The sequence below is a fragment of the Marinagarivorans cellulosilyticus genome (genome assembly GCF_021655555.1).
Taxonomy (GTDB): domain Bacteria; phylum Pseudomonadota; class Gammaproteobacteria; order Pseudomonadales; family Cellvibrionaceae; genus Marinagarivorans; species Marinagarivorans cellulosilyticus.
This window is the reverse complement of record NZ_AP023086.1, coordinates 493,191-509,264: the sequence shown is the minus strand read 5'-3', so window position 1 is coordinate 509,264 and position 16,074 is coordinate 493,191. Positions and strand designations below refer to the sequence as shown.

Below are 16,074 nucleotides of genomic sequence, written 5' to 3'. Positions count from 1 at the left end.
TTTACACCACGTAAACTGCGGCTCTCCGGGCGGTGCTTCTTTGCTCTCACAAAAAAATTACTATTTTTAGAGGTGCCCTCTTGTCTATAAAACCGAAAAGGGAGCCGTGTTTGCTCCCTAGCCGAAATATTATTAATTAATTTTCCTGTGGCGCAGGAGCCTGTCGACGTATCGCTCTAGCTGCTGGGTAAACGATAGCGCGCGCATGCCCTAAAGATGCATAGTGATCAGGGCTTGTTGCTAGCGGTATTTTTATACACTGCGGGCTACGGTTAGGATCCATAGTCAGCGAGCTAACCTCGTCGTTATCATCCACGATGCTATCGGCGCTAATCTCACACAAATCCATCCACGGGTAAAATGTTTCGTCCCAAGCAACAGCAGGGTTCAGCACTTCGCTATTTTCAACAGCTGGGCATTCAGGTTCATGAAGCTGTGCCTGCAAAATATATTTTACTTCGCTATTATTTACGCGGTAAATAAAATCTTGCCGCAAAAAGTCTTCTGCTCGCGAATCGGAATCTAACGGTGGCTTAGTTAATTGACCTTCACACTTAAACGAGGGCTTAGGCAAGCCTCTTTCGGGGCCGCGGTCGCCAGCAATAACACGAAAACGGATATAGCTCATTTTGCCTTCTGCATCGAAAAACTCAAAACAAGACCACGTGTGATAGCGATAATCAGCAAAGGAGCCACGAATGCGATACGCCTCGGTCAGCTCTTTATCCATAATAACGTCTTGCTTACAAAGCTCTGTTCGCTGCTCAAGCGAAGAATGAACCATTGTGGAGAAATCTCGAATACTGCGCACAAATAACTGCCGGCCTGCATTCATCAAAATATCTAGCTCGCCATCCCCAGCATACTCCGTAGTACCAGCAGGGAAAAACTTTAATGAAATAGCACAGCCGTCGCGTGTGCGATCGTCTTTTTCACCGCCAGGTGAAGAATGACGTAACACAACGGGAAATTCATCGCCAAATTTAAAAAAGTCATTTTTAGGAAAACTGGGTGAAACAATACAGCGTGCCCGCGCCTTAGCGGCAACACCATAAGTATGGGTAGCCCGGCCCTTTTTCAGCTTTGCACCGTAACTAAAAGTGGCTACTAGTTTATCAACGACCTCTTTAAAATCATCATCGATATTTGCTGTTAGCTCTTCTTGTGATAAACGCATAGCGCTCTTCCCCTTTGTTGATTGCGGTTCTTTTTCAGGCACTTTATTCGATTTATGGCGAAGCCGACTACTCGATAAATAGACTTGCTTTCTAATCTCGTTTACCTCGCCTAAAGGGCTATGCTCAGGTAACGCATGCCATGGCGTGTAAGATAAATTTTCACCAAATTTTTGTTGCTCTTGGGTATCAAAATCTTGCGCGGCAATTGTAATAGTTGCTACTTTATATGTTGGCGCATCCCAGTGTACCGTTGGGTTATTAACAACCTCGTAGCTCACATCTTCATAAGGTTGGACATGGAAATCAAACGTCATCTTCGCATCAGTTGGCTCCAATGCGCTCTTTAAAGCTAATCGTAAGTAATCTTCGCCCCGATCCGCTGCAGCTTGTCTATTTTGCGTATTTTCTTCACTAGGAGTAATACTGTAACGACATATGCGCTTGCCATCAGTACCCCAAGCATAAGGCACTTGGCTCCAAAAACTGCTGGTAAACGGGCTATCCATTATCTGCTGACTAAAGCCCAAAAATACAGGAAGGTCTTCTGGGCGGTTTTCTTGCAACCAAGCAATAAAGCGCTCAGGCGGTTTGCCTTCAGCCGAGGATTTAGCAAAATCTTCTATAAACGGAACATACTCAGCAGCCGTGCGTATAAAAAAGAGCGGGTTATCAGCTAAAATAAAATCGTGCGTTGTCTCGTCTTCGTGCCCTTCTAAAACTTTCTTGCCTGGTACATCAAGCAACTTAATTGCCATGCCGTGTATGTCTGGCTGGCGATCATCCATTTTTCCACCGTTGGAAAAACGCACAAATGCATTGTAACTGCCAGGCCGAGAAAATATTCCAACCCGTAAATGCTCGGGAAGATTACTCTCAATAGCAAAAGTAGCATTTAAACAGCCGTGCTGTTTAAAGTGCTGCCCTCTTCGCTTTACACCGGTGACCTTCATCATCGCTAACTGGATCTGCTCAACAAGGTCCATATTCTGTTGTTTTGTATTCACAATACTCTCCAAACCCGCTAACAAAAAGCTAGCGGGGATAATTCCTATTTAGCACATAAAAATATTCATGCGATTCAACAAACCACTAAAGGGCATCCCTAAAGGGTTTTCATGTATTCTAATAAACTCAGTAAATCATCTTCGCTGTCTTTTCCACTCCAATCCAACCGATAAGACTTACCGTTAATACGAATATCTTTATCATGTCCCATATTTGATAGACCATCACTGGCGGTGTTGTAGGTCATTAATGTTGGCGTATCAGATTTGGCGATTTTCTTTTTATCTTTAACATTCCATAACCAGCCAACGGCGTCTTGATCATAGCCATCAGTACCGCGAAGGAATGTAGCTGGCCTTTCATGGGGCACCAACAAATGCCTAAGCGTTGGAACTGAGCCGTTATGCAGATATGGCGCCCTAGCCCATATTCCGTCGAGGACGCTCGCCATATAACCTTGCTTTTCCGCAACGGTGGTATCACGAATAATCTTTTCGCCATCCATAGTGCACGGTTTTATAGTTTGGCCTTGCGCATCTGTGTAGCTAAATTCTTTATCGTGACAAGAGGCCGTAAAGGCTGCAAGAAACAGGTTTCTCGCATCTTCATTCAACACTTTTGCACGGTTAAAATCTGTGTACATTTCCCAGTAAGGGCGGCTATTTTTGGGGCTATGGCAGTCAGCACAATTTTCTTTAAATAGCGCCTCACCTTTTACAGCCTTTTTTAAATCCACATTAAAAGGGTATGGTGCAGCCGGTAAGTGCGTTAAAAACTTATCTACAATATGCGTATTATTTAAATCCACCTTACTGGGAATACCAACGATCGGTAATTGCGCGGCAATATTGCGCCAAAAACCCATAGAAACACTGCCGTCCCATTGTGCTGCCGCACGAGCTTGCTGGTTCCATACACTCGGAGCATCAGTAACCGTTGCAAAAGGAGGAATAGCAGGTTGAGGGCTTGCTAGAAATGCTTCCTCTGTAAGATCAGGGTTTTGGCTTGCTGTGGATGCTATAAGCTGAGCTAATAAATCGCCACTACCATCAGATTGCCCACTGCTGTTGCCCGCTAATGCTGGCGAGTGGCCCGCGTAACCATAGTTACCACCTTCGCGTAGCTGTAATTTCACCATCCAATCACTGCCTTTTACGCCTGCAGCTACGGTATTTAAAATGGTAATAATTCCTGCTTTAACGTAAGCGCGCTGCTGAGCATCAATAGCCGCTTCGTCTTTTTCAGGCAACAATGGCAAACCTTTAGCAAAATACCCTGGTGGCTGGGCGTCAATAAACGCAAGTATTGCCTTAGTAGTAGAACCCGGCGCCTCCTGTGTTCCAATTTTATCGGGTGTTAAATAGGATTTTCGCGTATCAATAAATGCTTGGCGCCAACTGCGCACATCAAATTTTGTATTGGGAGCGCCCTCTATAATATGATAATCGCCATTTACATTAACGCGTGCGCTATGGCAGGCCCCACAAGAAAAGGTCGTGATATATAAACTGGGCTTGGCGTAATCAATTTCACCTGTCGGTTTTTTATTATCATCTAACGGGCGCCCTTCCGTAGAGGCAATACCCAAACCACGAGGTAATACACGATTTGGGTTCGCAGGGTCGGCAAACAAGCCAAATTTAGAAAAGTTGTCTTCAGGCTTGCCCCAAATTTCAGGCGCTATGGCCGGCAAGGATTTAAGAATAACCAGTGGCGTACCAGAAAAACCATTCGCGGCATTACTAAACCATGAGTAGCCTACTGGATCGCTCTGCTGATAGGCTTTAATTTCAGCCTCACAAGCTGCATACAACTGACTCCATTTAAGCTCAGGATTGCCCTCTATGCTTTTGGACAAGTTATCTTTAGTCGCACACGCTACCGAGGCTAGCGCTTCCGTTTTCACGTCCTGTTCGGCGCCACTTTCACAACCATAAAATACCGATGACGCCAGTACGATTAAAGGTAGCCACTTTTTAGTAGCGTAATGACCAGCCATAGTTCCAGAGTTTGACTCCATCAACTTTTCTCTTATTTTCACTTTGGTTCTCCACGTCGTTAACAGGATTATTATTGTGCAAGGCAAGTACTAATAAATTCGCCCAATTTTATGTCGCTAAGATATTTTTATATTGAGCAATTATATTTACAAGACATGCTGAAAATGTCCTTCAGCACTTTGCGCAACAAAGCATCCTAAGGCCCTATAAACTTCAAACTGAGTTTCATCAAATGACTGATCACCTGTGCTTTCGTGGGGAAATGCAATATTGCGTTGGCGATAGCTATGCAAATATTCAGCCTCTGCGCCAGTAAAAGATAGCTTCAAATAGATGAACGTACCCACTGTGCCATCGGGGTAGCAAATGCGACCGAGCACATGATTAACTCTGGATATATTTTCAACAGGTTTAATCGCGTTAACGTCAATATCTAACACAATACCAAGGTCAATCTCTGCATAGCGCTGCAATGTTGTTAAACCATCAAAATTAAAGAAAGGGTCCGCCTCGGCATCAATGCAAATAATGGTTTTACAGCGACGGCGAAGCAACTCGTATACGCCCAAGTTTTCAATATGGCCGCCATCCGAGCAGTTCACATAAGGCGTACTTTCATTCACTGTTGATAACGCCTCACTCATCAAGTAAGACAAACCTAAAGATTTTAAGTGAAGCGCTTTTTTCGACACCTTACGCAACAACAAGGTGGGATTTGGCAACCAATAATTTAGACGAATATTGAGTAGCGTCATGATAAACGACAACGATTTATTGCCAACTGTCCCCATATTAGGGGATGCAGCAGCGGCCGAAATAGCCATAGCCGCCCCCAAATCGAAGTGAGAGTCTTGCGCCTCTACATCTTTAGTTTTGCAATAGCCTGTCATATCGCTACCACAAAATAATTTGGTCAATATAAATGATACTGTCTTACGAGATCGTAGCTGCGGGTTTGAACTCCCCTGTAAGTTTAGAGCGGTATTAATAATGTGGTAAGGGGCTGTGCTTTTTGATGTTTTAAGATCACTTAACTTCACCTTATCGACATTTGTAATTTCATGCTGATCTCCAGAAATCAAAAATGTACGACTAAGACGGTCGCGATAAAAAGAGTGAAGGGAAAAGCGATTAACATTAATAAATATCCAGTTATAGCACTGCATTAAAATCCCAAGCAAATACAGCCACCACTCTGCATGACCATGTAAAATCCTTAGCTCTTCAAAAACCAGCATTTTAGCTTCAACAAAGACGCCTTCTGTGAGCGAAAGCGTTACGAATGGCGGCGTTTGAGTGGTTAAATAACGCTGAAAATAGGCTCCAACTTTTGATACCCCGTCCTCAGAGCTTAGGCGGCAGAATTGTAAGCTTTCGACCGAAATTCCCGACAAACAATAAGCACTAAAATCTAATTGTTTTTGCTTAAAAACAGAATCTAGCGATACTGTCATCGCAGAATATTCAGCCAGCGAAATTTGTGCAGTAGCACAAGAACAGCTTCCAGCAGCAGGCCTTTCACTCTTGTCATCTGTATCAATGACTGCAGGCAACTGCCCATTACTCGCAATAGCCGCTTTTCGGTTAAAGGATAAGATACTGGTTGCCAACGTAGAAGACTTCACCTCCTCCCCAGCTATTATGGCCTCACGCTGCGCATCCATTAGGCCAGCATGCTCTACATAAGGAGAGTTAATTGCTGCGATACATAAATAGATATAGACACAAAATAAAGACGAGGGGGCCAAAACACTGACAATTAGAACAATTGCACGCCCCTTAAATTTGTATATCGCAAATAATAAAAAGCCCAATAAAGCCAACGAAGCCGTAATAGATACATACAAATTTTCGGTCAGCACATTGATTATTGTTGCTGCAAAAGCATAGGAATCCAGATCGACTGCGTTGCGCAATAGAACCAAAAAAGGGATTGCTATAATTGATAAGAGTGCAATCAGGGTGCAACTCGTTAAGGTTCTATCACTCTGATCCCGCCCACGCCAATCGAGCCGGTTAAAAAACATTGGCCTAACAGCAAGCACGGCCAACATTGGCGCCACCCCTAAAGCAGGAATAGCCCACTGGATTAAGCTATTGAATCGACCAGTAATCTCGAAAAAAACTTCGGTTAAAAATACAGCGAGAATAATAATAGGCAAAAAAGTAAAAAAGCTTCTTACCGCCCCCTCTACAATAAGCACTGGAATACGTATTGCACTTAAAGGCCCTGTTGAATCTAAGTATCGGCTGTAATTGCGAATATGGTTTAATGCGGCAGGTTCTTCGCCAGCCGCGCGATCGGTTAATAGTTTTTCTTTACCCGGCTCCCCCTTAGTTAACGCACTAATGCACGAGCCCGTATAGCCACCACCAGAAACTGTTGATAGATAGTCAATTTTATGGAAGCGATTGTCTTTAATTAAGCGCTGAATAACGCCTAAGCAAAATGATGCTGAGCGTATACCGCCGCCCGAACACGCTAGACCTACAAGGTCGTCCCCCTGTGTATTCTCATTTACACTCAAACCTTGGCCCGCGAGGTTTCGCCTTCTTTGCCTAATCTCTTCTAACTCTGCGGTTAAAACATCGGTACGAAATTGCTGATGGCCATCAAGTTGAGTCATATTCTTATTACACATAAACTACTGCAATACGGCTGCTACCCCAGCTTTACGTATTGCCAGCGAAACAAACAAATAGATCCTGCTATTTGCCCTGAATAGAGTGCCCGCCTGTTTTGGAGTACATAGCTTAAAAACTATAGAGCTGCTCAAAAAAAGGTGTAAAAATAGTCGTCACTCTTATTATATTTATTCTTTTATTAACAGATAAACAAAATACAGTATTAGTCTATACACACAACATCCCTTAACGCCATGTTAAAAAATTTAGCGTCACCACTAACGTCAGCCTTGCCATAAAGATTAACGAAAACACCACAGCGTGCATAAAAACAACCCCGATGTTAGCGCAGGCCAATATATGAGCTTAGGTAATAGGTTATCGTGATATTGCACAAACCATAACTTAGCGTTCAACGACAGCAATACTGCATTTGCCGTAATCATCAATATAAACACATAGGTAATGAGGTAAAAATACTCAAGGTAAACAACCGAATTAGCTGCTAACTCATTACGCATTTGAACATGCGCAATCAGTGCAACAAAGAACAAAGCCGAGCAAGATGCCACAACACCAGAAGCGTTAAAGCCTAAGAAATCTTTGCGCTCTTGATCTGTCGACATTGTAATAACAATGGCGTAAAGCATTAAAACAACAACCAATAGCGGAAATAAGTGAGCCAAAAAGGGGTTTATAAAGTTTCGGGTCACCTCAATATTAAAATAGAGCTCTGGAATTGCTCCGCCGGCAGAACCTTTCAAACCCGCAAAACGGGTGTTGTATACATTATTACGCATTTCAAAATAAGAGCGATACAAAGTCCACCCCGACAAAACAAAATCTTTTTCAATGCCCGGTAATGATCGGGTATTGAGGCTATCGTAGGATTTTATATCGGGAACCAATACTGTATTGCCCCCAAAATTCTCATGCCAGAGGCGAATCCAAACAGACTGCCGGTCTAACGGAAACCTATCGGGCGAAAAGTTTTCACGCAAAGTAGTTTCAAAATACCAGCCTTTAATGATTTCGCCACCCATCTCTTCTTCATAGGCTAAGTTCATATTGGTCGATATGGCTTCAGGGAAAATAGTTCCCTTTTTATAATCGGAGACTTGACCATCTTTATAGCGGTGCCATATATAACCCGTCACGCTGACATTACTGGCGCTCAAAAACTCAATGGATTGAATAAATAAACCAACAGGAATGTAAATTGGCGCCTGCTCGAATGATTTCAAAGAGGTTAGCGCATGGTCTTTTTTATATTTTTCAATAATTGCTTTATTCGCAACAACAACCCCACTGGCCTGCTTGTCAGAAACTGAGCCATACTCAAAAAACCAAACTGCAACCACCCCTAACGAAAAAAATAGTGTATAGACAGCTGAGTCCCACCACAATAATTTTAAGGTTGTTCGCTTTCGCCGCAAACGTAAGCATGAATAACCTAACGTAGATATCAGCACCAACAAGCTAACCCAAGCAACTGGGTTAGCTTGCGATATAACGACAGGAATTGCAGAATGCCATAGAGTATTATTTTTACTAAAGCCCGGTAAAACGCTATGTGCGGCAATAGACGTTTGCAACCACCAGCCAGTCCCTTCTACCTGCATGCGATTAGCCCAAGCAGGCTTGCCCGTTAGCGTATTGTGGGTTTCGTTTTGCAGTACTCCCCCGACCTGCTCCCCACCCAGAGCGGTAACAATTTGCGTGGGGCCTTTTAAGCTATGGTAAAGCTCATCCCCTTCTTTTGACATAAGGCTTAAGTAATTATTATCACGTAAGTCATAGCGCTCAACGGTTTCCCCCAACCATTCGAGGCTGACATCGACAAACGCCAATCCAATTTTCTGTTTATTTTCATCAAAAATGGGGGCCGCATAACGAATAACATAAGCATCAAGCGATACCTCATAAAACGGCGGCAACCATTCACCTGATCGCTCCATTGCATAGCTAAACCAAAATTCTGGGTTTCTGTACAAGAGGTAATCTTCACCAGAAAATGTTGCAGAGTAATCGTAGTAGCGATCTAAGCGATCCACAACCATCGCCGCATTACTCTTAATAAAAGGAGCATACAATCGAAATTTTGTACCTGACTTCAGCGGCTTAAATGCAACGCCAAGGTTAATAAATTCGTCATTTCTTAAATAGTGTTGCTTTAATATTTTTTCGATATCACAAGAATTACAGTGCTGCGAACTTAGGTTTTGCGCTAATGCATTGGCGACACTAGCTACATACTGAATTCTTTTGGACAAATCCTCAGCGATTTCGGCCGTTTTGTCTTTAGCCCAAAGTTTTGAATACTCAAGCTCTTGCTGATGCAACGAGTACATCTTCACGGCCTGTAAAACAGCAAAAAAACTCAACAATACTGTACACAGGAATAAAGTAATAAATAGTTTACGTTTAACGCGCTTAGTCATTATGCTGATCGGCTTTACATTGTGATTGAGAATTTCCGACTTCAGTTAGGCAAACTACGTCCAGCATTTGCTGATCCAATGATTCACCAGCTGTATTTATGCGCCGTTCCATTTGCAACAAGCTATCTTTTAAACTTTCGCTATTAATAGCCTTAGGGATTGTTCGCATTGCAGCCATTAACAAACCTGTTGCCATATAACCTTCTTTGGCCACCTCGTTAAACGAAGATACCTCCTCGCTCCCACTCAACAACTCACTAGGAAGGGATATAGATTCAAGCCAGCGCTCCCATTCCTTATCTGTAGGAATAACCTGGCTCATGTAAACTTTTGCAGAATTTGTCTTAAGCCTAAGGTTTAATGTTGAAGCGCCAGTAAAAGATAGGCAATAAAACTGTGCTTTAGGCGATAAGAGGTGGGAAAATTCAATAAAGTCTGCACTGGCCTCACTTGCCCCAATCAAGATCACAGCCATGGGCTTTTCTTTTTTATTCACAAAAGCACTGAGCGCTTCATGAATATTTAGGGTATTGCGCTTATAGCGCATTTGAAAGATATCTTGACCACAATCCCCGCAAATTTCATTTAGTACTTTTTGAACAGCTAATACACCAGCCTGACCAAAAGCATCATCCTGCAAAAAAAGACCTATCTGCTTTACCGGTGTACCTTGCTCAAGTATTGCTCGAACAATGGCTTTTATCTCTTGTTCATAGCTGGCCCTAAAATTAAACACATAAGGCGCTGGGGGATCTAAACGTAAAATATTAGCGCCCGTATAAGGCGCATAAAAAACAACCTTCGATTCATTGGCTATTGGCCATGTACGCTTGGCGGTAGGCGTGCCCACATTGCCAACAATAGCAACAACCTTATCTTTATCGATAAGCTGCCTGACATTAGCTTCCGCCACAAGCGGGTCGTAACTATCGTCTTTAACGAGTAACTTGAAATAAATGCCCTTGTCCTGCCAAAAAGGGAGGCAGTTTTCCTCGTCTATTCGTTTTTGAACACCATCTAGCATCGCTAGCCCTAAATGCTGGCTAGGGCCACTTAACGCGGTACTCATTCCTAGGCGAACCTCAGTAGAAGATTCACGAGGAGAGCAACTTTCGGCGAAAGCACTCGAAACAATAAGGCAGTAGAGGCTTACGACAACAAATACAGCTTCACAGCAATGGCATTTTATTTTATTTATACAGCCCTGCATTTTTATCCCCTGCCGGCTGGACTTGCCAACAACGATTACTATTTAGACAGCCTAATAAATAAGATATAGGTCAATCTTATGATAAAAAAGGACAGGAAAACTATCGTGTTATCCATTTTTTCGCAAGCGAACAATGAAAACAGTTGTTTAAATGACACCAATGTATTCATTAATACCATTTTTTAGCGGTATATGATGCCTTTGGCGATATATTGCTATTTTTGATGCCTTAACTTAATTCACATAACCCAGTCGGGACAGAACAGATATTGGGCTGGATGCTTTTCTGAACTGATATTTTCGTAGAATTTAACGCTGAAGGGGACGTTAAGCTTAAAAGCTATGACGCATCAAATGCAGAAAATGAACCTCACAGGAGGGAACCTGTTATGACTCTTAACCGCCTTCCAGCGAAGGGGGGCGCTCGATTACCACAGCTTAATGGCGAGAGAAAAAATTTTAATTCAGAGTTTCTGATGAAACTTATCAGGGCTGCGGTTTTACGTTAGCGGGCTCCATAGGTTGTGAATACAGCGACTGATCAAAGGGAGCTGCCCGCATCATAACCCGATAATCTTGGCCATCACGCTCAAAGGTTAAATAACCAGGACCACCGTATTTCCACCAAGCGTCATCAAATGTTAGCTCGGTATCTTGCTCCAGCGCCTGATCAACCTCCATTAGCTTTTTTAGCGTTAAAAAGGTAAATAATCCACCTGTATTTTGTAGCTCTGGCGATCTCAGCTTATACAATGGCAGCGATACAATCACACGACTCATATCTCCCCCTTCGCTTTCAAGCTTTAGAACTAACGAATGGGGGTAATTAACACCTAACAATAAATTTGATTTTTGGCTCAAATTAGCAAGCGCTTGCGTAACCGGCTGATATAGCGATGTAAAAATTGCATCAGGCATTTGCTCAGTCGAGAAGTGCTCGCTAATTTTTCGGCTTGCGACATCTTCTGATAATACCGAATCCAAGTAGATTCCCTCCATAACGACGCCCCCTAACGACTGCCACACTTCGTTGAATTCTTTGGCCGCATTGCGCCCAAAACTATCATCCGTAGCAATAAATGATGCCGTCTTCATATTCTCCCTTGTTGCATAACCCGCCAAAACAGAAGCATCTTCGCGATTCCTAGGGTGAAAGCGGTAAACTGAATTCTTCCCTAGTGACAAATCCATAGCCGATGCCAACGTCAAAATAACGATTGGCCTTTTTGGTAACCGCTCTTCTTCCACTTCATCGAGCTTTTTAACCAACTGATTACATACTTCACTATAGGCGCACACGACATAAGGTGCCCCTTCATTGGTTGAAGTGATTACACGCTCCAGTAAATTGTCACTGTAATTGTTTTGGTGATCTATGACATTAAAGTGGTACTTAGAAGCTAGCTCTGGATGATGCACGTATAAAGCGCCAAAAGCGTGGCCAACTTGGGTTCTATCCTCTGCCGGCTGCCCTAAAACGTTTTTAAGGGGTAATACGACAGTAATCTTTTGCGGTGCGGTTTCTTGATATTCCGATAATATCCGCACGTATTTAACATATAGATAGTACCCGCACACGCCCATGCTTGAAAAAACAATAGGCAAATACATGAGCATGAATTGATGCCGAATAATATACGGCAAGCCGGCCTCACGCTCATACGTGATGATTGAACGATGCTGTAAGAATTTCCACCACATAAGGCAAGCAAGCACAAATGATAAGCCCGCCCCTAAAAAAGCAACGCTAAACACATAGGGAATATAAGCTTTGCTCAAAAAGCTAATTACAATAGAAACTAGGGCAATAGGTGCGTAAATAACGAATAGCACATGGTATGACTTATGTAAAAAACCTTCTTTATGTTCTGCAGACACGAGCAACGTTCCTAATGTTATAAATTAAAGCCACAATACATGAGTTAATAATATTACAGCGAATTAATCTTCGCCCAAAAATCCGCCACTCTGGCGCGCCCACAATTTCGCATAAAGTCCATTCATGGCCAATAGTTGTTGATGTGAGCCATGCTCGACAATATTCCCTTGATCCAGTACTACCAAACGATCTAGCGCCGCTATTGTCGATAAGCGATGCGCAATAGCAATAACCGTTTTCCCCTGCATGAGTTCATTTAAGTTTTCTTGAATTGCAGCTTCGACCTCGCTATCTAGTGCAGAGGTCGCCTCGTCTAGGACTAAGATAGGTGCATTTTTCAATAATACCCGTGCTATAGCTATTCGCTGGCGCTGCCCGCCACTTAACTTAACGCCCCGCTCACCGACGTGCGCATCAAAACCGGTTCGCCCCCTAGCATCGCTTAAGTCTTGAATAAAATCATAGGCTTGCGCTTTTTTAGCCGCGGCAATAACTTGCTCCATGGTTGCGCTGGGTTGGCCATAGGCTATGTTTTCATATACCGAGCGATGCATTAAAGCAGTATCTTGCGTTACCATGCCTATATGTTCGCGCAAGCTATCTTGTGTAACCGTCGATACATCTTGGCCGTCAATACATATACTACCGCTTTCTATATCATAAAAACGCAGCAACAAATTAACCAAAGTGGATTTGCCTGCACCAGAGCGCCCAACCAAGCCAATTTTTTCTCCAGCCTTAATTTCTAAATTAAAATTTTCGATAATGCCGCTGCGCTTACCATAATGAAAATTCATATCACTGTAACGAATGGCACCTGCGGTACACACAAGAGGCTTAGCTGTAGGCTTATCTTTAATCGCCAAGGGCTGGCTTAAAGTATTAATTCCATCTTGCACTGTGCCTATATTTTCAAATAAACCGCTTACCTCCCACATAATCCACTGGCTCATGCCGTACAAGCGAAGAATAACCCCGACTGCAGCCGCAACAACACCAGCAGTAATTAAGCTCAATGACCACAAATGTATGCACAAAGCGGATACTGAAAAGATTAAAATTGCATTAATGCTCCATACACTTGTTTTAAGCTGCACCGCCAAACGCATTTGCGGGTACACCGTTTGCAAAAAACCATCCATGCTTTCACGTGCATAACCTGCTTCTCGCTGAGCGTGGCTAAATAGTTTGACCGTATTAATATTGGTATAGGTATCAACAATACGGCCCGTCATCTCGCTGCGCGCATTGGCTTGGTTCATCGATATGGCTTTTAATCGCGGTAAGAAATGCCGTAACACTAGGACATAAGCCACTAACCAAACCAAGAATGGTATCGCTAGGCGCCAATCTAGGCTAGCAACCATTAACACCACACCGCTAAAGAAAATGATGATATATAAAAAGACGTCCAATAGCTTCACAACTGTTTCACGAACAGCTAGCGATGTTTGCATGACTTTAGTGGCTATTCGACCGGCAAATTCATCCTGATAAAAAGCCATACTTTGGCGCAACAAATAATTATGTGCCTGCCAACGAATAGACATGGGGTAGTTCCCCATTAAACCTTGATGCAAAATAACGCCATGCAAAAAAATACACAGCGGCAATGCAAAAACAACAACACCAGCCATAATTAATAAATGTGTACCATGCTGCTGCCAAAGCTCTGTTGGTGTTAACGCGCTTAACCAGTCTACAAGTAAGCCAAGCATGCGAAACAAAGACACTTCCATAAGTGCCGTTAGCACACTGAAAACGCCCATAACAATTAATAACTTGCCATAGCCGCGGGTAAAATAGCGGCAAAACTCCCATAATTCACTTGGGGGTTGCGAAGTCTGCACTTCTTTAAAAGGCTGAGTGAGTTTTTCTATATAGGTGAACATCAAATACCTGTAGGTAAAAAATAAAGCAGCTTAAAACGATTACGGTAACAGCCTGATTTTAAAGTTCTAACATAAATGTAACTGGGCCATCATTTACCAAGCTTACTTGCATATCAGCACCAAATTCTCCGGTTTGAACATTGCTAGCATCTTGCCTTAACAGCGCGACAAATTCTTGATATTGATTCTTAGCAATATGCGGCAACGCGGCAGAAGAAAAACCAGGCCGTAAACCTTTATGGGTTTGCGCAGCTAAAGTAAATTGCGATACCGCCAACACACCACCATTGATATCTTTTACGCTGAGATTCATCTTGCCTTCATCGTCGGCAAAAATGCGGTAATTTAAAACTTTATGGCACATGCGTTCCAGCGTTTGCTGGTTGTCGTGCTTTTCTAGCCCAACAAGCAGCAACAAACCAGAATCGATTTTCCCGACACAAGCCCCTGCAATATCAACCTGTGCTTGTGTTACACGCTGTATCAATACTTTCATGCTGCATCCTCGCTATGGGTTTTACGTTTTAAATGGATACCCAGACAACCACTCCATTGCACCTACGGAGTTGCGCCATAACAATCTATTTTCCGCAACATACAATGCAGCTTCACTTTTATCGCCAGGGCTGTAATAGCTTGGTAGCTCGCTAGGCATAGGCGCTTTATCGAGTAACAAAGGCACGATATAGCTATTGCTCTTAATAGCGCTTTTAAGCCCCTCGCGCGCTTTAGGGGAGTCGTTATACTTCATGAATAATGCTAGCGCTTTGGTAAATAGCATCATGGCGCCTTGATCTGAATCGAAGCGATCAATTAATTTAAGCGCATCGTCAACGCGTCGCAATTCCATATAAAGGTCGGCCAATAAATAGCGCGCGCCAAGGTTGTCATCCTCACATAACAAAAGGCTTTTTTCGTAACAGGCCACAGCCTTTTCGCGTTGCATAGAAGTCCTGTAAGCTTCGGCTAAGGCTGTAAGTACACGCATGTAAGTACGCGTTTCAATTAACCCCCAGAACATACCGGTGTTTTCTTCAAAGCATTCTTCACCTAAGGCTTTTTCTGCATATTGGTGCAATATTTCAACATGTTTAACACGGTTTGACTTGGGGCCTTCCATCACAACAGGTAACAAGCGATCGATGCGATCATTCATTGCAAAAGGATCTGTTAGCCCGGCAAAGTAACTATGAACATTGCCAATAGGCCCCTGAAACTCCTCTTCCTGCGCCTCATAACCTTCCGATGGAGGCATATGGTTAACCATTTGAGAGGACAAAGTAATATCGCGAATGAGCTTAGGTAAATCGCTGCGCAAGCGGCCAAGCAATTCTGCGCATTCGCTTGGCGGAATTCGGCGTTCGTTTAGCTCACTAAAAAAGTCTTTGGCGAATTTTTTTTCTAAAAAAGGATATGCTGTTTCAGCAATACGCTCCATTAAATAAGCTGTGGTTTCGTCAGCCTCGACATCGCCGTCTTCAATCATAACTTCTAGAATACGACAGGCCATATGCACACCGTTGGCCCACTGGTGAAGCTTGCTGTTTTTAGTATAGTTTGCCGAAAAGTCGCTAACATCCACCTTACAACCCGCAGAGAAACGAAAGCGCTCCAGTTCGATTTCATCGCTAATTTTTGAAGCGTATTGCTCCAGTAGCAAGTTTTCCTCTTTGGTCAAGGTACCCTCTTTTACATCTAGAAACGCTTCGTAACGACTATTTTCACGATATAAATCCAACCATACTAAACCAAGGATAAAGCCCTTAAAATACTCAAGGTCCCACCCGTGAGCATTAAGTAAAGCTGCGACCTTGCGCGTTAACGCTGGCATAGAAGCCATAAAT

The 16,074-nt window shown here is 43.1% G+C and carries 9 protein-coding genes; all 9 read right to left on the bottom strand.

The window, feature by feature from the left end:
* Nucleotides 1–136: 136 nt before the first annotated feature.
* The 9 genes from MARGE09_RS01950 to MARGE09_RS01910 all read right to left on the bottom strand — a co-directional run bounded on the left by MARGE09_RS01950 (nt 137) and on the right by MARGE09_RS01910 (nt 16,070).
* On the bottom strand, nt 137–2,182 hold the full coding sequence (locus MARGE09_RS01950) for a catalase family protein (protein WP_236985682.1): 2,046 nt from the start codon (nt 2,180–2,182) through the stop codon (nt 137–139).
* Nucleotides 2,183–2,280: 98 nt separating this feature from the next.
* Entirely contained in the window at nt 2,281–4,224 is a 1,944-nt protein-coding gene (locus MARGE09_RS01945; protein WP_236987457.1) for a c-type cytochrome, read from the bottom strand.
* Between the two features lie 105 nt (nt 4,225–4,329).
* Entirely contained in the window at nt 4,330–6,810 is a 2,481-nt protein-coding gene (locus tag MARGE09_RS01940) for a patatin-like phospholipase domain-containing protein (protein WP_236985681.1), read from the bottom strand.
* 300 nt (nt 6,811–7,110) lie between these two features.
* Nucleotides 7,111–9,249 carry a cache domain-containing protein gene (locus tag MARGE09_RS01935; RefSeq protein ID WP_236985680.1) on the bottom strand — a complete coding sequence of 713 codons (2,139 nt, stop codon included), beginning with the start codon at nt 9,247–9,249 and terminating at the stop codon, nt 7,111–7,113.
* Nucleotides 9,242–10,459 carry an ABC transporter substrate-binding protein gene (locus MARGE09_RS01930; protein ID WP_255711811.1) on the bottom strand — a complete coding sequence of 406 codons (1,218 nt, stop codon included), beginning with the start codon at nt 10,457–10,459 and terminating at the stop codon, nt 9,242–9,244. The genes MARGE09_RS01935 and MARGE09_RS01930 overlap by 8 nt, the downstream gene beginning before the upstream one ends.
* 486 nt (nt 10,460–10,945) lie before the next feature.
* Nucleotides 10,946–12,337 (bottom strand): type 1 periplasmic-binding domain-containing protein, encoded by a 1,392-nt coding sequence (locus MARGE09_RS01925; RefSeq protein ID WP_236985678.1) that lies wholly within the window; start codon nt 12,335–12,337, stop codon nt 10,946–10,948.
* A gap of 63 nt (nt 12,338–12,400) precedes the next feature.
* Entirely contained in the window at nt 12,401–14,230 is a 1,830-nt protein-coding gene (locus MARGE09_RS01920; RefSeq protein ID WP_236985677.1) for an ABC transporter ATP-binding protein, read from the bottom strand.
* Nucleotides 14,231–14,288: 58 nt separating this feature from the next.
* Nucleotides 14,289–14,726 (bottom strand): D-aminoacyl-tRNA deacylase, encoded by a 438-nt coding sequence (gene dtd / locus MARGE09_RS01915; RefSeq protein WP_236985676.1) that lies wholly within the window; start codon nt 14,724–14,726, stop codon nt 14,289–14,291.
* A gap of 21 nt (nt 14,727–14,747) precedes the next feature.
* Nucleotides 14,748–16,070: a transcriptional repressor TCF25 family protein gene (locus MARGE09_RS01910; protein WP_236985675.1), complete on the bottom strand. Its 1,323-nt coding sequence runs from the start codon at nt 16,068–16,070 to the stop codon at nt 14,748–14,750.
* Nucleotides 16,071–16,074 lie beyond the last annotated feature (4 nt).

Excerpts from the sequence above, each read along its gene's own strand:
- MARGE09_RS01940 (WP_236985681.1), bottom strand. The coding sequence starts at position 6,810 with ATGACTCAACTTGATGGCCATCAGCAATTTCGTACCGATGTTTTAACC.
- MARGE09_RS01935 (WP_236985680.1), bottom strand. The coding sequence starts at position 9,249 with ATGACTAAGCGCGTTAAACGTAAACTATTTATTACTTTATTCCTGTGT.
- MARGE09_RS01930 (WP_255711811.1), bottom strand. The coding sequence starts at position 10,459 with ATGCAGGGCTGTATAAATAAAATAAAATGCCATTGCTGTGAAGCTGTA.
- MARGE09_RS01920 (WP_236985677.1), bottom strand. The coding sequence starts at position 14,230 with ATGTTCACCTATATAGAAAAACTCACTCAGCCTTTTAAAGAAGTGCAG.
- dtd (WP_236985676.1), bottom strand. The coding sequence starts at position 14,726 with ATGAAAGTATTGATACAGCGTGTAACACAAGCACAGGTTGATATTGCA.
- MARGE09_RS01910 (WP_236985675.1), bottom strand. The coding sequence starts at position 16,070 with ATGGCTTCTATGCCAGCGTTAACGCGCAAGGTCGCAGCTTTACTTAAT.